Annotated in this window: 22 protein-coding genes; 12 read left to right on the top strand and 10 right to left on the bottom strand. The window is 66.5% G+C overall.

Annotated elements, in window-relative coordinates; all coding sequences use genetic code 11:
• Positions 1-48 precede the first annotated feature (48 nt).
• Both BBJ41_RS40715 and BBJ41_RS28785 read right to left on the bottom strand, forming a co-directional pair.
• On the bottom strand, positions 49-276 hold the full coding sequence (locus BBJ41_RS40715; RefSeq protein WP_156814887.1) for a hypothetical protein: 228 nt from the start codon (positions 274-276) through the stop codon (positions 49-51).
• 109 nt (positions 277-385) lie between these two features.
• Positions 386-1,759 carry a M23 family metallopeptidase gene (locus BBJ41_RS28785; RefSeq protein WP_069749586.1) on the bottom strand — a complete coding sequence of 458 codons (1,374 nt, stop codon included), beginning with the start codon at positions 1,757-1,759 and terminating at the stop codon, positions 386-388.
• A 328-nt stretch (positions 1,760-2,087) separates the two neighbouring features.
• Here BBJ41_RS28785 and BBJ41_RS28780 point away from each other — a divergent pair, with 328 nt between their 5' ends.
• Positions 2,088-2,957, top strand: a complete 870-nt coding sequence (locus tag BBJ41_RS28780) for a mechanosensitive ion channel family protein (RefSeq protein WP_069749585.1) — start codon at positions 2,088-2,090, stop codon at positions 2,955-2,957.
• 97 nt (positions 2,958-3,054) lie between these two features.
• On the opposite strand, the gene BBJ41_RS28775 is transcribed toward BBJ41_RS28780, so the two are convergent.
• Both BBJ41_RS28775 and BBJ41_RS28770 read right to left on the bottom strand, forming a co-directional pair.
• Positions 3,055-4,197, bottom strand: coding sequence for a branched-chain amino acid ABC transporter substrate-binding protein (locus BBJ41_RS28775; RefSeq protein ID WP_069749584.1), 1,143 nt, complete (start codon positions 4,195-4,197; stop codon positions 3,055-3,057).
• A 71-nt stretch (positions 4,198-4,268) separates the two neighbouring features.
• On the bottom strand, positions 4,269-5,306 hold the full coding sequence (locus BBJ41_RS28770) for a histone deacetylase family protein (RefSeq protein ID WP_069749583.1): 1,038 nt from the start codon (positions 5,304-5,306) through the stop codon (positions 4,269-4,271).
• A 125-nt stretch (positions 5,307-5,431) separates the two neighbouring features.
• On the opposite strand from BBJ41_RS28770, the gene BBJ41_RS28765 reads away from it, so the two are divergent.
• The 5 genes from BBJ41_RS28765 to dbpA all read left to right on the top strand — a co-directional run bounded on the left by BBJ41_RS28765 (position 5,432) and on the right by dbpA (position 10,383).
• On the top strand, positions 5,432-5,920 hold the full coding sequence (locus tag BBJ41_RS28765; RefSeq protein ID WP_047901925.1) for an Lrp/AsnC family transcriptional regulator: 489 nt from the start codon (positions 5,432-5,434) through the stop codon (positions 5,918-5,920).
• Between the two features lie 70 nt (positions 5,921-5,990).
• Positions 5,991-6,284, top strand: coding sequence for a hypothetical protein (locus BBJ41_RS28760; RefSeq protein ID WP_069750414.1), 294 nt, complete (start codon positions 5,991-5,993; stop codon positions 6,282-6,284).
• Between the two features lie 571 nt (positions 6,285-6,855).
• The gene (mqo, locus tag BBJ41_RS28755; protein WP_175972522.1) at positions 6,856-8,517 is read left to right on the top strand and encodes a malate dehydrogenase (quinone); all 1,662 of its coding nucleotides are present in this window, start codon (positions 6,856-6,858) and stop codon (positions 8,515-8,517) included.
• Positions 8,518-8,791: 274 nt separating this feature from the next.
• Entirely contained in the window at positions 8,792-8,989 is a 198-nt protein-coding gene (locus BBJ41_RS28750; protein WP_048243036.1) for a hypothetical protein, read from the top strand.
• On the top strand, positions 8,986-10,383 hold the full coding sequence (gene dbpA, locus BBJ41_RS28745) for an ATP-dependent RNA helicase DbpA (RefSeq protein ID WP_069749581.1): 1,398 nt from the start codon (positions 8,986-8,988) through the stop codon (positions 10,381-10,383). The genes BBJ41_RS28750 and dbpA overlap by 4 nt, the downstream gene beginning before the upstream one ends.
• Positions 10,384-10,447: 64 nt before the next feature.
• On the opposite strand, the gene BBJ41_RS28740 is transcribed toward dbpA, so the two are convergent.
• Positions 10,448-11,272: a phosphate/phosphite/phosphonate ABC transporter substrate-binding protein gene (locus tag BBJ41_RS28740; RefSeq protein ID WP_069749580.1), complete on the bottom strand. Its 825-nt coding sequence runs from the start codon at positions 11,270-11,272 to the stop codon at positions 10,448-10,450.
• Positions 11,273-11,539: 267 nt separating this feature from the next.
• Between BBJ41_RS28740 and BBJ41_RS28735 the strand changes: the two genes are divergently transcribed.
• Entirely contained in the window at positions 11,540-12,565 is a 1,026-nt protein-coding gene (locus tag BBJ41_RS28735) for a fatty acid desaturase (protein ID WP_069749579.1), read from the top strand.
• A gap of 239 nt (positions 12,566-12,804) precedes the next feature.
• Positions 12,805-14,007 carry a benzoate/H(+) symporter BenE family transporter gene (locus BBJ41_RS28730; RefSeq protein WP_069749578.1) on the top strand — a complete coding sequence of 401 codons (1,203 nt, stop codon included), beginning with the start codon at positions 12,805-12,807 and terminating at the stop codon, positions 14,005-14,007.
• A gap of 34 nt (positions 14,008-14,041) precedes the next feature.
• Here BBJ41_RS28730 and BBJ41_RS28725 read toward each other — a convergent pair whose 3' ends face one another.
• From BBJ41_RS28725 to BBJ41_RS28715, 3 genes are all read right to left on the bottom strand, one after another.
• On the bottom strand, positions 14,042-14,929 hold the full coding sequence (locus BBJ41_RS28725; RefSeq protein ID WP_069749577.1) for an NAD(P)H-binding protein: 888 nt from the start codon (positions 14,927-14,929) through the stop codon (positions 14,042-14,044).
• 283 nt (positions 14,930-15,212) lie between these two features.
• Positions 15,213-16,370 (bottom strand): PDDEXK nuclease domain-containing protein, encoded by a 1,158-nt coding sequence (locus tag BBJ41_RS28720; protein ID WP_069749576.1) that lies wholly within the window; start codon positions 16,368-16,370, stop codon positions 15,213-15,215.
• A 673-nt stretch (positions 16,371-17,043) separates the two neighbouring features.
• Complete coding sequence (locus BBJ41_RS28715; protein ID WP_069749575.1) at positions 17,044-17,961, bottom strand: AraC family transcriptional regulator; 918 nt, start codon at positions 17,959-17,961, stop codon at positions 17,044-17,046.
• 191 nt (positions 17,962-18,152) lie between these two features.
• Here BBJ41_RS28715 and BBJ41_RS28710 point away from each other — a divergent pair, with 191 nt between their 5' ends.
• Positions 18,153-18,350: a hypothetical protein gene (locus BBJ41_RS28710; RefSeq protein WP_069749574.1), complete on the top strand. Its 198-nt coding sequence runs from the start codon at positions 18,153-18,155 to the stop codon at positions 18,348-18,350.
• 54 nt (positions 18,351-18,404) lie between these two features.
• Here BBJ41_RS28710 and BBJ41_RS28705 read toward each other — a convergent pair whose 3' ends face one another.
• Positions 18,405-19,358, bottom strand: coding sequence for a LysR family transcriptional regulator (locus BBJ41_RS28705; protein ID WP_069749573.1), 954 nt, complete (start codon positions 19,356-19,358; stop codon positions 18,405-18,407).
• A gap of 99 nt (positions 19,359-19,457) precedes the next feature.
• Between BBJ41_RS28705 and BBJ41_RS28700 the strand changes: the two genes are divergently transcribed.
• The 3 genes from BBJ41_RS28700 to BBJ41_RS28690 all read left to right on the top strand — a co-directional run bounded on the left by BBJ41_RS28700 (position 19,458) and on the right by BBJ41_RS28690 (position 23,366).
• Positions 19,458-20,816: an NAD(P)/FAD-dependent oxidoreductase gene (locus BBJ41_RS28700; RefSeq protein ID WP_069749572.1), complete on the top strand. Its 1,359-nt coding sequence runs from the start codon at positions 19,458-19,460 to the stop codon at positions 20,814-20,816.
• Between the two features lie 322 nt (positions 20,817-21,138).
• Entirely contained in the window at positions 21,139-21,573 is a 435-nt protein-coding gene (locus BBJ41_RS28695; RefSeq protein ID WP_069749571.1) for an HAD family hydrolase, read from the top strand.
• A 179-nt stretch (positions 21,574-21,752) separates the two neighbouring features.
• Positions 21,753-23,366, top strand: coding sequence for a histidine-type phosphatase (locus BBJ41_RS28690; RefSeq protein WP_069749570.1), 1,614 nt, complete (start codon positions 21,753-21,755; stop codon positions 23,364-23,366).
• Between the two features lie 18 nt (positions 23,367-23,384).
• Here BBJ41_RS28690 and BBJ41_RS28685 read toward each other — a convergent pair whose 3' ends face one another.
• Positions 23,385-24,065, bottom strand: coding sequence for an alanyl-tRNA editing protein (locus BBJ41_RS28685; protein WP_069749569.1), 681 nt, complete (start codon positions 24,063-24,065; stop codon positions 23,385-23,387).
• Positions 24,066-24,130: the final 65 nt, after the last annotated feature.

Raw genomic sequence — 24,130 nt, 5'->3', positions numbered from 1 at the left:
AAATAATCGCAAGATCAGAACGCGTGATATCGGCAATCACGCCGTGATTCATTTCGCATCGGGAAATAAAGAGATGGTTTTTTCTGCGCCGCAGCATATGCCCGGCACGACAGGCGTCGTGGCCCGATGAACGGAAAACCGGTTGAATTTTCCGGCTTCCGTCAACGCGTTGAAAGTGATCGCGATGTAATCCGAAGCAATCGGAAAATTTGACGCAATTCGGTAAGCGATCGGTCGCGCACGTACTGCACGCCAATCGGCGATATTGCGTCGCATAACGCGCCGCCATTCAAATGCGGACGCACGTCGAATATCGACGCTTTCGCATCAACGCGTGTGCTTGAACGCGCGACGCGGGCCGACATGGCCGGCATCCGGCTGGCGATCAGCCCGCATGCGGCGCCACGGCCGCCGACATTGCGACCGGTTGCGTCCACGTGGCCGCGGCCAGTTGCGTGCGCGCGGCACGCACCACGCGGTTGAACGCGACACGCCGCTCGCCCTTCAGCCTCGCCGCTTGGGCTGCCTGCACCAGTTCGATCGGATCGACGAGACGCGCGTGCCGCCGGACTTCGAAATGCAGATGCGGGCCGGTCGCCGTCCCCGTACTGCCGACCGCGCCGACGCGCTGGCCGCGAACGACGCGCGCGCCGGTTCGCAGCGTCGGCTCGAACGCCGACAGGTGCGCGTAGTACGACGCATAGCCACCGGCATGGCGAATCACCACGTACTTGCCGTAACCGTTCGCCTCGGTGCCGATGAACGATACGACGCCACGCTCCGATGCATGGACGGCACGCCCGGCCGGCGCAGCGAGATCGACGCCGGAATGCACGTGGCGCGCGCCCGTCACCGGGTGCACGCGCGTGCCGAAATGCGAGCTGATCCGCGTTGCCGCGACCGGCATCGCGAACCGCGTACCGGCAAGCGGCACGCCGGCGAGGTCGTAGTACGCGCCCTGCGCGCCGGCATCGGGCGCAAACCACACGCCGGCCACCCGCTGGCCGCGAAAGCGCACGTCGAACGCCGTCACGCGCACGCCGCCCGGCAGCGTTGCGCCGTCATCCGGTTCGAATTCCACGCGGAAGGTGTCGCCGATCGCGCCGCGCTGTTTCGTATCGATGCGCGCAGCCAGCAAGCGCATGACCTGCGCCGCGACGCCGGGCGGCAGTTCGGCGCGCGCGAGCGACGCCCGCAGCGTGCCGGCAATTGGACCGGCGCGCGTGCCGCGATCCGGCTCCGCGAGCGTGAACGACTCGGCCGATGCGAGATCGACGGAACCCTGCTCGAACGCGGGCAGCGCCCCCATCGCCGGCAACGCCGACGCAAGACCGTAATCGAACCGTGCCGCGTACGCGCGTTCGACCGCCCCGCGCGCCGCCTCGCACAGCACGCGGTAAACCACGCATGCACCGAAGTGCGCAGCGGGGTCGTCACGATCGGTGCGCGCCGGCACGTTCATCGCGTGAGAGGCGTGGGTGACGTCGAGCGGCGCTGCCGCCGATGCACGCAAGCCGCCCCACGTCGTCCGGGCAACACTGAAAAAAGGCACGTCGACAAGGTCGGTCGTTTCCGCCGTCGCCGGCGCGAACGGCACGGCATCGTGAACCGCCTGTGCTGCCGCACCCTGTGCGCCGGCCACGCAGACCGTCGCGACGACACCGCGCAACAGCGCGCGGCGAATCGGAACGCATCGGACGCCGCGCCGGGCGGGTTGACCTTGTTCGCGTGCGAGACTGAAACGCAGGTCGAACCGCATGACGTCGTCACTCGCTATCAATGAGAAATCGGGAAAAAACCGGGGTTCGCGGAGGAACTGGCGTCGCGGCCCGGCAACTTGAAAGCGAGTGTATCGGCGTGCCGGAAACGCCTAAATAGGACCAATCCTATTTTTCGGAACCACCACTTAGTACTAGAACGAAACCCGCATTTCACCGTCCGACGTCATGCCGCGTCGACCCCGCGCATTCGCGCGAACCATCGTGCGGCATGTGCGGTCGAATGCTGCCTGCGCGCGAGCCCGCGCCTGCCCGAACGAGGCAGGACCGCCGCGTGTCGCGCATCGTGTCACCCAACCGGAATCCCGCATGTTTCTCGATCACCTTCATCCGGAACGCTGGACGTTCCTGTGGAACGCACTGTCCACGCTTTCCATCAAGCTGTGCGGCGGCCTTGCGCTGCTCGTCGCGGGCTGGTGGCTGTCCAAACGCATCGGCAACTGGCTGAACCGGCTGCTCTCGAACAAGGAGCGCGTCGACGACACGCTCCGGCCGATTCTCTGCGACGTCGCCGTGTGGGGCATCCGCATCGTCGCAATCGTCGGCGCACTGTCGCAGCTCGGCATCGAAACCGCGAGCATCGTCGCGGTGCTCGGCGCGGCCGGCCTCGCGATCGGGCTCGCGCTGCAGGGCACGATGCAGAACATCGCGGCCGGCATCATGCTCCTGCTGCTGCGGCCGTTCAAGGTCGGCGACTACATCGACGGCGGCAGCGGCGTCGCGGGCACCGTCGACGAAGTCGGCCTGTTCATGACGCGGCTGACGAAGCCGGACGGCATCTGCGAATACGTGCCGAACAGTGCGCTGTGGGGCAGCTCGATCCGCAACTACACGCGCAACCCGACGCGCCGCCTCGATCTCGAAGTGGAAGTGTCCGTGCACGACGATATCGACCGTGCGCTCGACGCGTTGCGCGCGCTGGCCGCGGCCGATCCCGACGTGCTGCAGGACCCGGCGCCGGACGTGATGGTGATGCGCTTCGACGACAGCACGGCGGTCGCGAACATGCGCGTCTGGACGCATACCGACAAGTTCTGGGCGATGCGCTGGCGCCTCGCGCGCCAGGTGCGCAAGACGCTCGCCGATGCGAACTGCGCGCTGCCGATCCGCACGCGCGAACTGCATATCGTGCACGACGCGGCGCGCAGCGTGGACAACGTGCGCACGCGGGCGCTGTAACGGCCGCCGGCATCGGCCGGGCCGTCGGCCCGGTCCTGCGACGGAACGCGCGCATGCGCAAACGGGCAGCAACGCCTGCTGCCCGCCCCCGCCGGCATCACATCTTCACGATATCGAGCAGCGCCTTCTTCCCGCTCTTGTACGTGAACACCGAGATCGCGCCGTGCTTCAGGTCGCCCTGCGGCGTGAAGCTCGTTTCGCCGATCACGCCGCGATAGTCGGTGGCCGGCATCGCGGCCAGCACCTTCGCCGGGTCCGTCGAGTTCGCGCGCTTCATCGCGTCGACGATGATGTACACCGCGTCGTACGAGAACGGCGCATACACCTGCATCGGCTGGTGGTAACGCGCTTCGTAGCGCTTTACGAACGCCGCGCCGCCCGGCATCTTCTCGAGCGCGATGCCGGCCTCGGAACACACGACGTTGTCGGATGCCGGGCCTGCAAGCTTCGGCAGGTCGGTCGAGCACACGCCGTCGCCGGCGAGAATCTTCGCGCGCATGCCGAGCTGCCGCGCCTGCTTCGCGAGCGGGCCGCCGGTTGCATCCATCCCGCCGTACATGATCGCGTCCGGATTCTCGCCCTTGATCTTCGTGAGGATCGCGCGGAAATCGATCGCCTTGTCGTTGGTCGCGTCGCGCGACACCACCTTCATGCCGGACGCCTTCGCCGCCTTCTCGAACTCGGTCGCGAGGCCCTGCCCGTACGCGGTCGAATCGTCAACCACGGCAACCGTCCTGATCCCCATGTTCTTCGCCGCATACATCGCGAGCGCCGGCCCCTGCTGCGCGTCGGTCGCGACGACGCGATACGTCGTCTTGAAACCCTGCTGCGTGTACGTGGGGTTGGTCGCGGCCTGCGAGATCTGCACGACGCCGCCGTCGCGATACACGCGCGACGCCGGAATCGACGTGCCCGAGTTGTGATGGCCGACGACGCCGACCACCTTGTCGTCGACGAGCCGCTGCGCAACCTGCGTCGCGGTGCGCGGATCGCCCGCGTCGTCCTGCGCGTCGAGTTGCAGCGTGACCTTCTTGCCGCCGATCACGAGCCCCTTCGCGTTGATTTCCTCGACCGCGAGCCGCGCGCCGTTCTCGCTGTCCTTGCCGAGATGCGCGATCGCGCCGGTCAGCGGCGCGACGTGGCCGATGCGCACGATCTCGTCCGCGTGCGCCGGGAACGCGGCCACCGCGCACGTCAGTGCGGCCGCAGCGGCCAATGCCGTCTTGTGATGTCGATTCATGGTTTGTCTCCTTCCTTGTCGCGCTTCGTTCGTGTTCGGATACGTCGTTCGTTGAAGGCAATGCGACGCGCTCACGCGCGCCCTTCGAAACCCAGCAGCACGTTCACCGCGTTGATGCCGATCTCCTCGACCATGTAGCCGCCTTCCATCACGAACAGCGTCGGCAGGTTCAGGCGCGCGAGCGCCTCGCCGATGCGCAGGTAGTCGGGCGAGCGAAGGCGGAAATGGCTGATCGGGTCGTGCTCGAACGTGTCGACGCCGAGCGACACGACAAGCAGATCGGGTGCGTGCGCAACGATCGCGTCCGCCGCATGGCCGAGCGCCGTTGCATAGGTGTCCCACTGCGTGCCCTTCGGCAGCGGCAGGTTCAGGTTGAAACCTTCACCCGCACCCGTGCCGCGCTCGTCCGCATAGCCGGAAAAGTACGGGTACGACACGTGCGGCTCGCCGTGGATCGACGCGAACAGCACGTCCGCGCGTTCGTAGAAGATGTCCTGCGTGCCGTTGCCGTGATGGAAATCGACGTCGAGCACCGCGACGCGCGCAGCGCCCTGCGCGATGCCGTGCTGCGCGGCGATCGCCGCGTTGTTCAGGTAGCAGTAGCCGCCCATGTACTCACGCCCCGCATGGTGGCCGGGCGGGCGGCACAGCGCGAAGGCCGCGCGCGCGCCGCCGTTCGACAGCAGGTCGGCGCCGGTGAGCGCCGAGTTCGCGCTCGCGCTCACCGCGTCCCACGTGCCCGCGTTGATCGGCGCGCCGGCGTCCATCGCGAAGAAGCCGAGCTTGCCGTCGATGAAATCGGGCAGCGTCGCGGCCGCCGGCATCGCGCGCACCGGCCACACGAGCGGCAGCGCCTGGCAGGTGCGGCCGGTCGCGGTCCATTCATCCCACGCGCCGGCGAGGAAATCGACGTAGCGCGCGCTGTGCGCGCCCGCATAACACGCGCGGTCGAACGCGCGCGGCGCGATCACGTCGCCGAGGCCGGCCGCGCGGACCTGCGCAAGCACCGTTTCGGCACGAAGGGGGTTTTCGAACGACTCGGTGATCGCGCCGTCCTTCAGTTCGACGCCGCGATGCAGGTGATGATCGCTGCTGTAGACCGTGAGCATGGTTGAGCGGGGCAGTGATGACAGTGAAGGGTGACAACAGTCTATTGACCCCGACCGGCAATAACTTTGCTTTTCGCTCGCACGTTTCGTAGAATTTTGAGAAAACTGTCTACGGAATCACGGATATGAGCAAAAATCGCGCTTCGGTTGAACTGGACGGCGTCGACCGCGCGATGCTCCGCCTGCTGCAGGAAGACGGCGCGCTGTCGAACGCGACGCTCGGCGAAAAGCTGTCGCTGAGCGTCACGCCGTGCTGGCGCCGCCGCAAGCGGCTCGAGGACGAACGCGTGATCACCGGCTACCAGGCGAACCTCGACCGGCGCGCGCTCGGCATGAACGTGTTCGCGTTCGTGCAGGTGACGTTCAACATGCACTCGGACCAGGATTCCGATCACTTCGAGGATGTGATGCGCCGGCACGACGAGGTGACGTCCTGCCACAAGATCACCGGCGCGGCCGATTACATCCTGCAGGTCGTCGCGGCCGATCTCGACGCGTATGCGGAATTCGTCGAGCGCGTGCTGCGCAAGCAGGCCGGCGTATCGTCGATCCAGTCGAGCCTCGCGTTGCGCGAGGTGAAGTTCTCGTCGCGCGTGCCGGTGCCGGACGCATGAGCGGCGCGATGCAGATGCACATGCAGGCCGTCATTCCGTTCCCGATCCCCATCCCATGGAGCACTACCTGATGAAGCGTTTCACTTCTTTTGCCCCGGCGGCCGCCGCGCTTGCGTGCGCGTTCGCATTGAGCGCCTGTGCGGCGCAATCGTCTGCGCCGGCGCCTGCCGATGCTTCGGCGCAGGCCGCGCCGCCGCGCGTCGGCGGCGATCGCGACGCGCACGGCTGCATCGGCTCGGCCGGTTACGCGTGGTGCGAAAAGACGCAGCAATGCGAGCGCCCGTGGGAACTCGCGAAGCAAAAGGGTTTCGCGAATTCGGCGCAGGCGTACGACCAGTTCTGCGGAAGCAGCGCAGCGAAGTGATGCGGGTCGCGGCGCCATGCCGCGACGCAATGACATCGCCGACGTGAAGCGTGGCACGACCGTTCGTGCACCGCATCGGCACATCGACATTCCGACGTTTCCCGTCGGCACGCGGCGCGCACGAAATCGCGCGCGTCGGACCTTCGAATTCCCGCCTTTTTTCCGGCATCGCCCACCGCGATTCCGGAAACCCGGACGCACAAAAAACCCCACGAAAACAAGGCTATTTCGCGTGTGCGACACGGCAATCGAGTTCGGTTATATTACGCGCCCCTTGCCACCCCGCCCACGGCAGCGACGTCGCGTGCGGCCCTTTCAGACGCAGCCTGAACCCCCAACCGCTCAGGCTTGCCGCAAGGGCCCCGGCGCAATGCGCGCCCCGTGACGTCCGCAATTGCGCGCCTGCCGCGAGCCGAACCGAAGGTGTCCTTCGCATCGGTCTCGCGTGCGCAAATGCAACGCCGGCACGCACCAATCCGGAATTCCGGATTCGCGATCCGGATCTCCGGATACGCGTGCCGGCCGCGATCGACACGCGCGCCGGGCGGCATGGCAAACCGATGCATCCAAGTTGAAAAAGGGATCTGCTGTGATCAAAACGTTACGGGTAATACTGTCGGCGCTCGCGCTGTGCGTCGCCGCGTCGTCCGCGCACGCCGCCGACACCAAGAAGGTCGACGTCCTGCTGGTGGGCGGCGGCATCATGAGCTCGACGCTCGGCGTCTGGCTGCACGAGCTTCAGCCTGACTGGTCGATGACGATGGTCGAGCGCCTCGACGGCGTCGCGCTGGAAAGTTCGAACGGCTGGAACAACGCCGGCACCGGCCACTCGGCGCTCGCCGAGCTGAACTACACGCCGGAGAAGGCGGACGGCAAGATCGACATCTCGAAGGCGATCGAGATCAACGAGTCGTTCCAGATCTCGCGCCAGTTCTGGGCATGGCAGGTCAAGCAGGGCGTGCTGAAGAACCCGCACTCGTTCATCAACTCGACGCCGCACATGAGCTTCGTCTGGGGCGACGACAACGTCCGCTTCCTGAAGAAGCGCTACGACGCGCTGCAGGCGAGCCCGCTGTTCCGCGGCATGCAGTATTCGGAAGACTACGACCAGATCAAGCAGTGGGTGCCGCTGATGATGGAAGGCCGCGACCGCAACCAGAAGGTTGCCGCGACGTGGACGCCGATCGGCACCGACGTGAACTTCGGCGAGATCACGCGCCAGTTCGTCGGCTACCTGAAGACGCAGCCGAACTTCACGCTGTCGCTGTCGAGCGAAGTGCGCGAGATCACGCGCAATGCCGACGGCACGTGGCACGTGTCGTGGGTGAAGCTGCATTCGGATGAACCGCCGCAATCCGTCGACGCGAAGTTCGTGTTCATCGGCGCGGGCGGCGGCGCGCTGCACCTGCTGCAGGCGTCGGGCATCCCCGAGGCGAAAGACTACGGCGCATTCCCGGTCGGCGGCTCGTTCCTCGTGACCGACAACCCCGACGTCGTGAAGCAGCATCTGGCGAAGGCATACGGCAAGGCGTCGGTCGGCTCGCCGCCGATGTCGGTGCCGCACCTCGACACGCGGATCATCGACGGCAAGAAGATCATCCTGTTCGGGCCGTTCGCGACGTTCTCGACCAAGTTCCTGAAGAACGGCTCGTATTTCGACCTGCTCAAGAGCACCAACACGCACAACGTCGCGCCGATGATGCGTGTGGGCGTCGACGAATTCCCGCTCGTGCAGTACCTCGCGGGCCAGCTGATGCTGTCGGACGACGACCGCTTCAACGCGCTGAAGGAATACTTCCCGAACGCGAAGAAGGAAGACTGGCGCCTGTGGCAAGCCGGCCAGCGCGTGCAGATCATCAAGCGCGACCCGGTGAAGGGCGGCGTGCTGAAGCTCGGCACCGAGATCGTCAGCTCGCAGGACGGCAGCATCGCGGGCCTGCTCGGCGCGTCGCCGGGCGCATCGACGGCCGCGCCGATCATGCTGAACCTGATGAAGAAGGTGTTCAAGGACAAGGTCGCGACGCCCGAGTGGCAGCAGAAGATCCGCCAGATCGTGCCGAGCTACGGCACGAAGCTGAACGACAGCCCGGCGAAGGTCGTCGAGGAATGGACCTATACGAGCGACGTGCTGCAGCTCTCGCCGCCGCCGAAGATCGACCTCAACGTGCCGTCGCAGCCGACCGGCAACGCGCCGGCCCGTCCGGCGAAGGCGTCGGCCGACATGGCGCTGTAACGCAGCGAGCGCCGTTTCGCCCCGTTTCACCCCGTTCCGCCGCACGACACGGCCGCCCTCCGGGGCGGCCGTTTTTCATGGCAGGCACCGGCGGGGCGGCCCGCATCCGCTAGAATTGCGGCACGCGCGGCCCCGTCGCCGCCCGATCCATCATCCGCATCGACGCAATCCAGGCGACCGCCAGTGCGGCCCGCGCCCAAGCCGCGCGAGCGCCGCCCGCCGCTGTCGCGCCCGCCCGGGCGCGCCACCAACCGAATTCAGCTGGAGAAAGACCGTGTTTACTTGCCGAAACCAGAGCTGCGGCACGCAGTGGGAGACGTCCGACGTCGTCATCAAGGACGAAGGCCAGGGGCTGCTGTTCCGCTGCCCGCTGTGCGGCGCGCGCAACTACCTCGAACGCTTCGAGGGCGACGACGGCACCGTCGTCTACGAACAGATGGAAGGCAAGCCTTACCTCGGAGACCTCGAATGACCCAACCGACCGCCACGCCCTTCAGCGCGCTGCCGCTGACGCCTGCGACGCTCGCCAACCTCGCGCAGCTCGGTTATGTCGACATGACGCCGATCCAGGCCGCGAGCCTGCCGATCGCGCTGGCCGGCCAGGACCTGATCGCGCAGGCGAAGACGGGCAGCGGCAAGACCGCCGCGTTCTCGCTCGCGCTGCTGTCGCGCCTCGATGCGCGCAGCTTCGACGTGCAGGCGATGATCCTGTGCCCGACGCGCGAGCTCGCCGATCAGGTCGCGCAGGAAGTGCGCCGCCTCGCGCGCGCCGAGGAGAACGTGAAGGTGCTGACGCTGTGCGGCGGCACGCCGATGCGCCCGCAGGCGCAGAGCCTCGAACACGGCGCGCATATCGTCGTCGGCACGCCGGGCCGCATCATGGATCACCTCGACCGCGGCAACCTGAAGCTCGACGCGCTGAACACGCTCGTGCTCGACGAAGCCGACCGGATGCTCGACATGGGCTTCTTCGACGACATCGCGAAGGTCGCGCGAATGTGCCCGACGACGCGCCAGACGCTGCTGTTCTCCGCGACCTATCCGGACGGCATCGTCAAGCTGAGCCAGCAGTTCCTGCGCAACCCGAAGGAAGTGAAGCTCGAAGAGCGCCACGACAACAGCAAGATCCGCCAGCGCTTCTATGAAGTGACCGAGAACGAGCGGCTGCACGCGGTCGGCCAGTTGCTGAACCACTACCGGCCCGTGAGCACGATCGCGTTCTGCAACACGAAGCAGCAGTGCCGCGACCTGCTCGACGTGCTGCATGCGCAGGGCTTCCACGCGCTCGCGCTGCACGGCGAGCTCGACCAGCGCGAGCGCGACCAGGTGTTGATCCAGTTCGCGAACCGCAGCTGCTCGGTGCTGGTCGCGACCGACGTCGCCGCGCGCGGGCTCGACATCGCACAGCTCGAAGCGGTGATCAACGTCGACGTGACGCCCGACCCCGAAGTGCACGTGCACCGCATCGGCCGCACGGGCCGCGCGGATCAGGACGGCTGGGCGCTGAGCCTCGCGAGCATGGACGAGATGGGCCGCGTCGGCGCGATCGAGAACGCACAGAAGCGCGACGTCGAATGGCATCCGCTCGCCGAGCTGAAGCCGGCCGGCGACGACACGCTGCTGCCGCCGATGGAGACGCTGCAGATCCTCGGCGGGCGCAAGGACAAGATCCGCCCGGGCGACGTGCTCGGCGCGCTGACCGGCGACGCTGGCTTCGACGGCAAGCAGATCGGCAAGATCAACGTGACCGAGTTCTCGACGTATGTCGCGATCGAGCGCGGCGTCGCGCATGATGCGCTGCGCAAGCTCAATGCAGGGAAGATCAAGGGCAAGCGGGTCAAGGTCCGGTTGATGGACGAAGAGTGACGGAAAGCGGCGCGGACGGTCGCACCGTTGCGCGCCGCCCGGCACGACCCGCACACCCCGCGCATCACGCCAGCTCGGGATACCCGTGCGCGGCGGCGTCCCGCGCCAGCCGGTCGATCGTGTCGTAATCGACCGGCGACAGCCGCTCGAACCCCTTCAGCCGCAACACGCGCGCACGTTGCGCATCGGCCGCGACCGCGCGATCGAGCGCATCACGCAACGCGTCGGTCCGACCTTCTTCCAGCCCCCGCGACGCGATGAACGGCAACCCCGGCGCGAACGCGGTCGTGCCGATGATCCGGATGTCCTTCAGCAGCTCAGGCAACCCGTCGCGCACATACGCGAACGTCACGCAGTCGATCGCCGCGCAATCGGCTTCGCCCGACCCGAGCGCACGCAGCACGTTCACGTGCGAGCCGAACGGCGTGACCGATCCGAAGAATGTGCCGTCGTGCGCATGCGGCGCGACCGCATGCCTGAACGCATTCATCCCGCTGTGCGAATCCGCGCCGTTGAATCCGGCCCGCAGCCCGCGACACGCGGCGAGCGTCGTCGCGCCGCCCGCATGCACGCGCGCCGACACGACCAGCACGCTGCTGTAGTGCGCCCCCCGGCAGCCGTTCACGTCGAACACCGGCGTCGCGATCAAGCGCACGGTGTCGCGCAGGCCGAGCATCCGGTACGGGTAGCCGCAGGTCTGCGACAACAGCAGATCGCCGCGCCGCCACAGCGCATGCAGGTCGGCGGAAGGCGCATCGGGCAGCGCGACGTCGGCAGGCCCGCCCGCCGCCGCGAACGCATCGAGCGTGTCGCGCAGCAGCGCGCGCCACAGCGTGGCGTGGCGCGGCGTCACGTTGTACATCGGCAGTTCGGCGATCCATGCGTTCATGCGCGCATTCTACGCATCGCCGCCGGCACCGTGGAACCCGGTGCGATCGCACCCAAACGGGGGCCGAACGCGCCCCGGCAGCCCGAATGCTTATCGGCCGCCCGGCGATAAGCAAATGCGAATCGCTTGGTTGGCCATGCCGCGCGATCCCGGTAACGTCCCGATGCCTGCCCCGCATCACCGCCGCGCGTCATGCGGGGGCAGACCGACCGTGATCCGCGAGACACCCGGGCATCCGGGCCGCCCGTTCCATCCCGCTTCAGCACCATGGCCGAATACTTCGACGTCGATCATGCGCGCGCGATTGCCGCGCTCGACGCCCGCTTCACTGCCCGCACCGAATGGCCGACCTGGCTGCTGATCGCCGCGATCTACGGCGGCTGGCTCGCGGTAATGCTGCTCGTGCGCGCGCGGCACCTGTCGCTCGCGACTGCCACGCCGCCGCTGATCCTGCTCGGCGCGTGGCACCTGTCGCTGCAGCACGAGCTGCTGCACGGCCATCCAACCCGTTCCGCTCGCTTGAACAAGCTGCTCGGCTACCCGCCGCTGACGATCTGGTATCCGTACACGCTGTATCGCGACACGCACCTCGACCATCATCGCGACGAAGACCTGACCGTGCCCGGCGTCGATCCGGAAACGAACTACGTATCGCGCGAACGCTGGGCGCGGCTGCCACGCTGGCGCCGCGCACTGACGGCCGCGCGCAAGACCTTCGTCGGACGGATCGTCGTCGGGCCGCCGCTCGCCATCGCCGCGATGTTCGCCGATGCGTTCGCCGAACTCCGGCGCGGCGAGCGCCGCTACCTGCCGATGTGGGCGACGCACATCGCGTGCGTCGCGGCGCTGCTCGCGTGGCTGCAATCGGCGATCGGCGTGCCGTGGTGGTACTACCTGCTCGCCGTCACGTGGCCCGCGCACGCGCTCGCGATGATCCGCTCGCTGTACGAGCACCGCGCCGCGCGGCATCCGAAGGCGCGCATCGCGATCAACGAAGCCGGCTTCGCGATGCGGCTGCTGTACCTGAACAACAATTACCACCTCGTCCATCACGACCTGCCGAAGCTGCCGTGGTACGACCTGCCGCGTGCGTACCGGATGCGGCGCGACGCGTATGCGGAAAAATGCGGCGGCTTCGTGATCCGCGGCGGATATCGCGAGCTGCTGACGCGCCATGCGTGGACGCCGACCGATACGCCCGTGCATCCGTTCGATCAGGGCACGGCATCGCTGTCGACAGGCAGCGGGGTGAAGGTGGCGGCGGTCGACAAGGTTCTGCAGATCAGTACGTAACGGTCGAGCGCACCGCAATCCGTCGTCACGCCGCGGTTCGGCGATGCCGTTTCAATGCCCCGCGGCAAGCCGCCCCGCCCGCTCCGGCGCGAACACCTTACGAAATGCCGACAGCGCGGCAACCTGCCGGCGAATTGCCAATTGCATCGTCAATGCGCAGAATGGCGGCTCATCCGGGGCTTCCAACAATCATTCGCCCCGGCTCTGCCTCCGGCCCCGCGCCACATTCCCCGACGACGATGCAACCGAACACCCCGCCCGGCGCGATCCGCGCGATCGGCAACGACTGGTCCGTTTCCGCGATCACCGCGGGCTTTCTCGCGGTCCTGATTTCCTACGCGGGCCCGCTCGCGATCTTCTTCCAGGCCGCGCAGGCCGCTCACGCATCGAACGAGATGGTCGCGTCGTGGGTGTGGGCGATCTCGATCGGCGCGGGCGTATCGGGCCTGTTCGCGAGCTGGAAGCTGAAGGTGCCGGTGGTCACCGCATGGTCGGCGCCCGGCACCGCGCTGCTCGTCGGCCTGTTTCCGCAACTGACGCTCAACCAGGCGGTCGGCGCGTACATCACGGCCGCGCTGATCATCCTGCTGATCGGCGTGACCGGTTATTTCGACCGGCTCGTGCGCCACATCCCGCGCGGCATCGCATGCGGGATGATGGCCGGCATCCTGCTGCCGTTCGGCACGCATGCATTCGCCGCTGCGTCCGCGCAGCCCGCGCTCGCGTTCGGGATGATCGCGGCCTACGTGATCTTCAAGCGCCTGCTGCCGCGCTACAGCATCGTGCTCGTGCTGCTGACCGGCGCCGCGCTCGCGGCGCTGCTCGGGATGACGCATCTCGGCAACGTGTCGCCGAGCATCGCGCGGCCGATCTTCATCGCGCCCGAATGGACGCTCGGCACGACGCTCAGCCTCGCGCTGCCTCTCGTCGTCGTGAGCCTCACCGGCCAGTTCCTGCCGGGAATGACGATCCTGCGCGTATCGGGCTATCACACCCCCGCGCGCCCGATCATCACGGCAACGAGCGTGATGTCGCTGGTCGTCGCGTGCTTCGGCGGGATCACGATCGTCGTCGCGGCGATCACCGCGGCGCTCTGCACCGGCAAGGACGCGCACGAGAATCCGGACCGGCGCTACATCGCGGGGCTCGCGAACGGCGCGTTCTACCTGATCGGCGGGCTCTTCGCGGGCACGATCGTCACGGTGTTCTTCGCGTTGCCGAAAGCGTTCGTCGCGATCCTCGCGGGGCTTGCGCTGATCGGCGCGATCGGCGCGAACGTGCACGGGATCTTCGAGGACGAGAACCACCGCGAAGCGTCGTTGATCACGTTCCTCGCGACCGCGTCGGGCATGACGTGGCTCGGGCTCGGTTCCGCGTTCTGGGGGATCGTGATCGGGTCGCTTTCGTATGCGGTACTGAACAAGGTGCGGCGGCAAGCGTGATGCACGGTGTGCGCACGGTTCGCCGCCGCTTCGATCACCGCGCGTGCCGGCTGACGAGTTGCGCGAGCGCATCCGTCAGCGTTGTCGTGCCGTAAAGCCGCTCCGACACGCCGTCCTCCACATCGATCTGCCCCGCGTTGTGCACGTCGTAGAGATCGACGATCAGTTGCGCATGGCGTTCGCTCAGCCCCGCGCGCAGCAGCGTTGCCACCCACGTGTCGCGCGGCAGCTCGTGCGCGACGATCGCGCGGCCGGCCGCTGCGCCGAGCGTATCGGCGATCGCCACCACGCTCACCCGCCGCGGCCCTTCGATGCTGACGATGCGCGGCTCGCTGCCGCCTTCCGGCGCATCGAGCAGCAGCCGCGCGGCAGCGACGCCCACATCGGGCGCCCAGACGGTCGGAAACACCTTGGCCACCGGATGATGAAAGCTCGGCAGCACACCGGTGCCGAGCGCGACGGGCAGCACGCGCGCCCAGTTCTGCAGATGCTCGGCCGAGCGCAGCAGCGTCAGCTGCGTCGGGATCGCCTTCAGCCGCGCTTCGAAATGATGGAAGAGACGCGTGATGCCCGTATTGCCGTCGCGCTCGGCGCCGTAGTCCGACAGCGCGAGCAAAGCCGGCGGCGGGTTCGCGGCGAGCGCGGCGGTCGCGATGTCGATCGTCCGCGTCATCGTCGCGGCCGGATCTGAGTCGGCGACGGGCACCGGGCACAGCAACTGCACGGCACGCGCGCCGTCGATCGCCGCCGCGACCGCGTTTGCATCCGTCAATTCCGCGATCGCCACGTCGCAGCCGAGCTGCGCGAAGCGCTCACGATGGCGTGTATCGCGCAGCACCGCGCGCACGGGATGGCCTGCGTTACGCAAGGTCGTCACGGTCGACAAACCGACATTGCCTGATGCACCGAAGATCACGAACACGATCCGCTCCTGGGGGATGAAGGTGAGGTGATTGTCGGCATGCGCGGCCGGAATGGCGCGCAGGGAGGGATGAATCGAGCAGGAAAGGATGACGGATTGAGTGGCGGCTGCGATGCATGTTGTGCGTTGCGTCGACCGTCCCTTCAAAGGCCAGGGTTTGCCAAAGAGCGATCCCGGCGATCGACTGGATACTAGAAATAACTAGGCCGCCGCGTTCAGCAAGCGCCTCGACCTCGGTCACTCGCGAACAAGGCATCGTTCGTCCCGTGTTCGCATCGCAGTGTCACTTGCCGCGGCCACGTCGCTCGAGCTCGACACGGGTGCGGTCCAACTCCCTCACAAAGGTAGCTTCGTCCGGCAACACCATTTGATATTCAGCGGCAAGCACCTTGTTTGGCAAGTTGTCCAGCGCGTAATGTGCCTCCGCAGCGCCTTTTTCAGCACACAGGATCAGGCCCACCGGCGGATTTTCTCCGGGCTTGGTCCAATGCTCGCGAGCGTAGTTCAGATACAGATGCATTTGGCCCGCGTCTGCATAGCTGAAGCGCCCGACCTTCAAATCAATAATCAGCAGGCATCGCAACCGACGATGAAAGAACACCAGATCGACCCGAAACCACACGTCATCGATTCTCAGGCGCCGCTGCCGCCCAATGAAGGCAAAGTCGTCGCCGAGCTCCAGCAAGAAATCGGCGAGGCGCTGGATCAAGGCTGCCTCCAGATCCGACTCGGAGTACTCGTCTTTCATATCGAGAAACTCGAGGACGAACGGATCGCGGATCGCTTCTTCCGGCGTGAGGAGATCCCCCTTCTGAACGTCAGACGCTTTGCCCAGGAGCGCAGCCTTGTTGTGCGACAGCGCCAGTCGCTCGTATAGCTGACTGCCAATTTGTCGATCGAGCTGACGCACCGACCAGCCTTCGCGTAACGCCTCGGCCTCATAGAACGCACGGGCATCAACCGTCTTCACGGAAAGCAGGCGCACGTATGCAGACCAAGGCAAGGGGAAGGCCTGCGCGAGAACTTCCGGGCCTGGAATATGCCGTATAGGGTGGTCGGCAGCCATGCGCTCGGCCGATTTTGCAGATGGTGTCCGCACAATCCATGACTCAAGCGATTTTGCAGACAGCGTCTGCAAAATCAGCTCGGCAGGCCAGGCGAGGAAAAAGGCACGCATCTGCGCAAGATTCCGCCAGCCAAAACCGCGGCCGAAGCGCTGCGATAGATCAGTGCCGAGGCGCTTGATCAGGGCCTCGCCGTACGTGGCCCTGCCCGCGCCACCTTGCTCGAACTCGACAATTCGCCGACCAATTTCCCAGTAAGTCGCCGTCATCAATGCATTGACGCTGCGAGCCGCAGCTGCGCGCGTGGACTCCACAACGCCCGCGATCTCACGGTGCAGCCCCGCATAGGCTGTCTGCGGAACGTCTTGATTCATCATGAGGCGTTCACCACACCCTTGAATGCCTTGTTGGCGGTGGCTTTCGGAGTTTTCGCTGCGGTCATCGCGCTGATCGGTTCCTGCTTATTCATGATTGGCGTTGCTTACAAAACGAAAGCATCACCGTAACGCATCCCACACCCAATAAGCAAACCCGCGAAAGCCGCTAAATCAGCACCCCCGTGCAACTGCCCGCTCGCCCAACGACACGCAGCAGAATCGGATTCAACACGCGGCCTACGTAGTCGCCCATACGAAGCGTGCCCCTTGTTCGGTCGATCGAAACCCTGCTTCTCGACCCTCCACAATCAGAAAATGATTGTGGGGCACGGCTGCAGCGGAGCCTGGAATCCGGGCGAGCATGCGAGGCGGGCTGGCCATGCAGGACAGACAGCATCGCCTGTCCGACCGGTACGCAATTGCCCGTAGGCCAGTTTCCAAATTGTCCTGACTTGGGAGCGCTGCGAATCGACGCGTGGACAGAAGCAATCAGGATTGGGCACGCCCCCTATCGTCGAATACTCGCGCCGGATAGTGACGAATCGTTTCGTCGTGCTTCAGGCGCTTGGAACCGTCGAATTCGCTGGCTCGCTGATTTTCAAACTCGTTCCTTCAGTCTGCCAACGAGCGGATCGGACACTGCGCGCACATCCGGCGCGATGTCATTGCTCCGTTATGCATCACTCCCGCTTCCATCGCCGTCATACGCGAGCCGCAGCCCGCCCCGCGCACCCGACCGCACGATCTCCGTCGGCGTCGCGCCGAGCACGCGGTTCATCCAGTTCGCCATGTGGCTCTGGTGCGCGAACCCGGCTTCGAGCGCGATCTGGCTAATACTGAGCCGCCCCTCGAGCAGCAGCGCCTTCGCGCGCTCGACCCGGCGCCGCACGACGTACTGGTGCACGGGCATCCCGAGCGTTTCGCGGAACAACACCTTGAAATGCGGCACGCTGATCGACACGAGCGCCGCGAGTTCGGCCAGCGTCAGGCGCCGGTCGAGGTTCGCTTCGACGTAGTCGATCACGCGCGCCGCCGCTTTCGGTGCGAGCACGCGCCGGCGCTCGCGGAACGCCGGCTGGCTGTCGACCAGCCGTGCGACGAGCGCCGTGCACAGGCTTTCTGCGTAAAGAGGATCCGATGCGTCGTCGGCTTCGAGTTCGGCGGCCATCGCCCACGCGATGTGCTGCATGCGCGGATCGCGCACCTGCAGCCGGCGGCGGATCTGCGCCTGCGACGGCTTCAGTTCGAGATGCTCGAAGGTCCGCCGCACGAACGTATCGCTGAGCATGATGTGCAGGATCCGGCAGTCGGCGCTGTCGGTCCACTGGCCGGGCACGCCGGCCGGAATCACGTCGACGTCGCCGTGCGCCTGGATGCGCGACACGCGTTCGCCGTCGCACACGCAGTCCGCACGAACAGGCCCGCCGATATGCACGCCGATGCGGTGATGGTCGGCCGCCGGAATCCGGTACGTGCCGGCACGAATGTCGAGCAGCGCCGCGCCGAAGCCGCGCCAGCCGAGCCCGCGGCTGGAACGCAGGCTGACCGGCAGGCCGTTGTCAGGCGGCGCGGCGAGAATCGGGTCGCTCATGGCTGGGCTCCACCAGATCGTGTGTCGAACGCGCATTGTGACGCGTTTTCCGCCCGCGTGCCGGGGCTGCGGGGGCCTGATCCGGGCCGGCGGAAAAGATCATCCGTTTCTGCTCAGGCCGATCCTTACGTGAGCGCCGGCGGGCACCGGGCCGCCTACGATTGCGCCATCCGACACCTACGGAGCCCGTCATGCCCCATTCCTGCCCGCAATGCGCGGCAATCGCCGCCTTGCCGCCGTCCGGCGCCGCTCGCCGCCAATCCCCGTCCCGCGCCGGTGGCGCTCGGTCCGCCGTCGCCGAATGGTGCCTGCGCGTGATCGGCTGGCACCGGCTCGAACGGTTGCTCGCATCGATTCCCGACAGCAACGACGATTTCGGGCTCGTCTGACCGGCCGGCGCGAGCGGCATCCGTCCGCTTGCGCCGACGTCGACCGACGTGTGCCTACTTGCGCCGCCGATCGTGCGGCGCCACCGTCGCGCCGTCGATCACCGGCGCACCCTGCTTGATCAGGAAGTCGCGGAACAGCCCCGTCACCTGCGAGATCCGGCGGTCGGCAAGCGTGACCACATACCATTCGCGCTCGATCGGGTTGCCGGGAAACGGCAGTTGCCCGAGCAGCCCCGTGCGCAGTTCGAGTGCACACGCGTGCAACGACAGGAACGCGATGCCGAGCCCTGCTTCGGCCATCTGCTTGATCGCCTCGTTACTCGACAATTCGGACCCCACATGGAAGCGGTAGCCGGACGTCTTGAACAGGTTCTCGACCGTCGAACGCGTGCCTGCGCCGCGTTCGCGCACGAGCAGGTGTGCGGATTCGAGATCCTTCAGCGAGATCCGCTTGCGCTGCATCAGCGGATGGCCGGGCGCCGCGACGAACACCATCGGATGCTTCGCGAACTCGACCGCGTGCGTGCGCAGCTCCTTCGGCGCGCTGCCCATCACCGCGAGATCGATTTCATGCGTCGCGAGCATGCGGATGATGTCGTCGCGGTTGCCGACCTTGAAGTACGTCTTCACATGCGGGCGCGTCGCGGTGAATTTGACGAGCAGCGGCGGGATCAGGTACTCGGCCGTCGTGATCGCGCCGATCCGCAGCGTACCGCCCAGATCGCCGGTCAACGCCGCGACTTCGTCGCCGGCCTCGCTCCACAGATGCAGGATCTCGCGCGCATAACGCGACACGATCTCGCCGGCCGCGGTCAGTTGCACGCCGCGCCCCACCCGTTGCAGCAATGCGGCGCCCACCGCCTCCTCGAGCAGGCGAACCTGCAGCGACACGGCCGGCTGCGTCAGGTTCAGCTCCTCGGCCGCGCGCGACACGCTGCCGAGCCGCGCAATCATGTCCAGCGCCTTCAATTGCCGGAACGTCGCGGTCTTTCCTATAAGTGAATACATATGAGTCGCTTATAAACATTAAATTGTTCGAGTGGGTTCGAAACTATATCGTCGGTTCTTGAGCAATGTCATCCGAATCGTCATCAGCGGGAGCCCAATATGGACAACATCACGCCCAACCTTGCAACGGACCGCGCACCGCGCATGCCGCGCATCGTGATCGTCGGCGGCGGCGCCGGCGGCCTGCAGCTCGCCACGCGCCTCGGCGATACGGTCGGACGCCGCGGGCAAGCCGAAGTCGTGCTCGTCGACCGCTACCCGACGCACTTCTGGAAGCCGCTGCTGCACGAAGCCGCATCGGGCCATCGCGACCCGGCATCGCACACGATCGAATACGCGGCGCAGGCGAAGCGCCACGGCTTCCGCTTCGTGCAGGGTGCGCTGCAACGGGTCGACCGCGCCGCACGCACGGCGACGATCGCGGCCGTGCAGGACGCGGACGGCACCGAAATCCTGCCGCAGCGCGAGCTCGCCTATGACGATCTCGTGCTGGCGGTCGGCAGCGTGACGAACTTCTTCAACGTGCCCGGCGCGGCACGCCATGCGCTGCCGCTCGAAAACCTCGACCAGGCCGAGGATTTCCGCCGCAAGTTCCTCGCGGCGTGCACGAAGGCGAATCACCTGGCCGAGCAGCATCCGGCGCGGCGCGCGGCGCCGATCTGCATCAACGTGATCGGCGCGGGCGCGACAGGCGTCGAGCTGGCCGCCGCGCTGCGGCACGCGATCCAGCAACTGACGACGTACCGCTTCAAGGCGCTGGTGTCCGCGCGCGACGTGCATATCCGGCTGATCGAAGGCGGCCCGCGCATCCTGCCGGCGCTCGACGAGCGGCTGTCCGGGAAGATGCATGCGCAGCTTCGCGCGCTGAACGTCGACGTGCTGACGGACACGCGCGTGGCGGAAGTCGGCGCGGACGCCGTGACGACCGCGACGGGCGAGCGGCTCGCGAGCGACATCACGATCTGGGCGGCCGGTGTCGCGGGACCTGCGATCCTGCGGGAAATCGGTGACATCGCGCTCAACCGCTCGAACCAGGTGATCGTGACCGACACGCTGCAGACGCCCGACGATCCGCACGTGTATGCGTTCGGCGACTGCGCCGCATGCCCGTCGGCCGGCGCGAGCGGCTTCCTGCCGCCGCGCGCGCAGGTCGCGCACCAGCAGGCCGTGTATCTGGTCAACGCATTCGCGCGCCGCGTCGCCGGCAAGCCGGTGGCCGGCTTCACGTTCCGCGATGCGGGCACCGTCGTGTCGCTCGGGCAGGCCGGCGCCGTGTATCAGGCCGACGTCGGCGCGCGTTCGCGCTCGCTGATCGTCGACGGGCTTGCCGCGATCGGCCTGTACAAGTTCCTGTACCGCAAGCACCTGTTCAGCGTGGTCGGACTGAAGCGCGCGCTGTTCCAGTCGCTGAGCCACTGGCTGCAAAGCCGCAACCAGCCGTCGATCAAGCTGCACTGAACGACAGCCTGCACGCGGCATCGCAAGACGGCATATCGGGTGCATCGCCCGATATGCCGTTTTTTTATATGCATATGACCGTTGCATACGCAACGTGCGCGAGTTTGGTGCATCACATCGAACCCGGTCGATGCGATGCATGTCTCGCGAAAACCGCCGCATCACACGCATCCCGCGCCGGCTCTGGCTCGCCGCCCGATTCATTAGCCAAATCGTATGAGTCGGCTATAAATATTAATTAGTCGCAATTTCCGGATCGACGCTAAGGTGTGTGGCATTCCCGTCGGCGAACGGACCATCACGTTTCTGAAGAGGAATCACCGTGGTTATCGAAGCCATCGTCACCCGTCTCGACGCTGCATTCGCGCAAATCGAAGCAACACCGGATTCGCGTGAATCGCGCCATCAACGCGATGCGATCATCCAGTGGCTCGACCGGGCATCGGAAGAAGGATATCGACTCGGTCTCGTCACGACGCTGCCGGCCGCACGGCTCAGCGACATGTTCGAAGGCCAGTTCGGCCGCGCGAATCTCGACCGCTTCTCGGTCGTCGTCACGGACGCCAATCAGCAGGATTCCGGATCAAATCAGCATCCGTTCGACGTCGCGCTGCAAGCGCTCGGCGTGCCGCCCGAACGTGCGGTGGCCATTGCGAGCAGCGAACCGGAGCGCCGCGAAGCCGAGCATTTCGGCCTGTCGCGCTGCGTGCACATCACCGACACAGTGCGCTCGATCGCATCGGCCGGCCTGCACTGAACGCCGGCACGCGGGCCGGCGGTGGCCGGCCATCTTCGGTTTGGCCGCATTCCGACGATTGCCCGACCGAATCCTGACATTCTGCTGTCAAAGTCGCTTGCAACACTTCCGGGCTTGACCGATCCCTCCCGGACACGGGACGACGCGAACCCGCATCGTCCCGCCCGTTGCACGCCACGATGACACGCCCGACCCGCACCGCCTCCGCCCTCACGCTCGCCTGCCTGCTGCTAGCCGCTTGCGGCGGGGAGACCTCGACACCGCCCGCCACGCCGGCCGACAACAACGGCTCGACGCCCGCGCCGCAACCCACGCCGACACCCGCTCCCGCGACCTACTACCAGACGAAAACGCCGTATCGTCCGCAACAGGACGCCGCGACGTACGAAGCGCCGCCCGCCGGCTACACGCCGGTCTACGTCGAACTCGTCGCGCGTCACGGCTCGCGCGGGTTGTCGGGCTTCAAGTACGACGGCGCGATCTACGCGATGCTGGTCAAGGCCGAGGCCGATGGCGCGCTGAGCGCGCTCGGCGTGCAGCTCAAGGCCGACACGTACGCGATGATGAAGGCCAACGCGTTGCTCGGTTACGGCGTGTCGGGCATCTCGACACCCGGATACGGCAACCTCACGCAAACCGGCATCCGCGAACACCAGCAGCTTGCCGCACGTCTCGCGCAGCGGCTGCCCGCGCTGTTCTCGGCGGGCAACCGGCAAATCGTCGTCGTCAACTCGGGGCAGGATCGCGCGGTCGACAGCTCGACGTATTTTTCCGCGGCGCTCGTCGCCGCACAACCGGCGCTGGCTGCGGCGATCACGCTGCCGGCCGCACCGTCCGGCTATCCCGCGAGCGCGCCGGCCGCGCAGCCGGCCGGCACCAACCGCTTCCTGCTGTATTTCCACTCGCTGAAGCCGGGCACCGATCTCGTGACCGATACGAGCGATCCGTACTACGCGACCTATCAGGCGAGCCAGGCCTATCAGGCTTACGCGAACGATACGGTGGTGGCCGCGAAGCTCAAGGCGATCAAGGCCGCGCCGCAGGCGGCCGACGTCGCGCAAACGGTGCTGTCCGCGCTCGTGTCGCCGGCGTTCATCGCGAAGCTCGGCACCGACGGCTACACGTTCGCAAACACGGGAACCTACGCGTTCACGTCGGCGGACGGCAAGTTCACCAACACGCTGAAAGGCGACGGCAAGACGAAGATCTCGACGGCCGTCGATGCGGTGAACGTGCTGTACAACCTGCTGCAGGTCGCACCCGCGATGACGGCGGAAACCGGCGGCGTCACGATGGAGAAATACATCGGCGCGGAGCAGGCGCAGTATCTCGCCTATCTGCAGGATGCCGAAGACTATTACCAGAAGGGGCCCGGCATCCAGGAAGCGAACCCCGTCACGTACCGGATGGCGAAGGTGCTGCAGGACGACTTCTTCGGCGAAGTCGATGCGGTCGCGCGCGGCGACCTGACCCGCGCCGCGAAGCTGCGCTTCACGCATGCGGAGATCGTGATTCCGTTCGCGTCGATCATGAACCTGAAGAACGGTTTCGTGCCGACGCCGCAGGCGCAGACGTACACGTATGCGAACAACCCGTGGCGCGGCGACCAGGTATCGCCGATGGCCGCGAACATGCAGTGGGACGTCTATCGCAACGGGTCGCGGCTCATCGTGAAGATGCTGTACAACGAGCGCGAAACGGATTTCCAGGCCGCGTGCGACGGCGCGAAGATCGCGCCGGGGAGCCACTTCTACGACTACGCGGGGTTGAAGCGGTGTTACGGGTATCAGTGACGTGACGCGGCGCGCGGGTCAGGCAACGCGCTCGCCCGAATGCCTGCCCGCGACCTGCGGGTCGAGCAGCATGACCTCGATCCGCTCCTTGCCCTTCCCGGTATTTTTGCGTTTGAGCGTCAGCATGCCGATCTCGCCGGTCGATGCCGGATGCGTGCCGCCGCACGCCATCGTCGCAAAACCGTCGACCGTCCAGAAGCGGCGCTGCGCATCGACATCGCTGAAGTCGGTCACGATGCGCAGGTCGCGCTTCGACAGGTCGGCCACCGCCGATTCGATCTCGGGAAACAGCGGCGACAGGTTCGTGTCGCTCGCGAAATCGATGCGCGCCTTGTCCTGCGCGATATGCGCGCCGATGCGCTCGATGCCCGGCCTGAGCCGATACACCAGTTGCAGCACCATCTCGGCCGCGAAGTGCAGGCGCATCAGCCGGTATCGCCGCGCCCAGTCGATGCGCCAGGTCACGCTGTCCCCGACGCGCAGCGCATGGTCGCGCGGCAGCGTATAGACGATGTCGAGACCCCGCTTTTCAGCGCTGATGACCGGATAACCGCCGAGCGACCCCGCGTCGCTTTCCTGACCGCCCGAAAACGCGAAGAAGATCGTCGCGTCCACCCGCACACGGTCGTCGTCGACGTGACTGACGACGGTATCCAGCGTGGTCCGGTACGGATCGTCCCAGAATACTTTCTTCGTCATCGCCAGCCTGTCCTTTCGCGCAAGAGAGGAACAGGTTAGCCGCGACGTGCCCGGGTGGCTTGTAC

This window comes from Burkholderia stabilis, assembly GCF_001742165.1.
Classification (GTDB): Bacteria; Pseudomonadota; Gammaproteobacteria; order Burkholderiales; family Burkholderiaceae; genus Burkholderia; species Burkholderia stabilis.
This window is presented reverse-complemented; position numbering and strand designations above follow the sequence as displayed.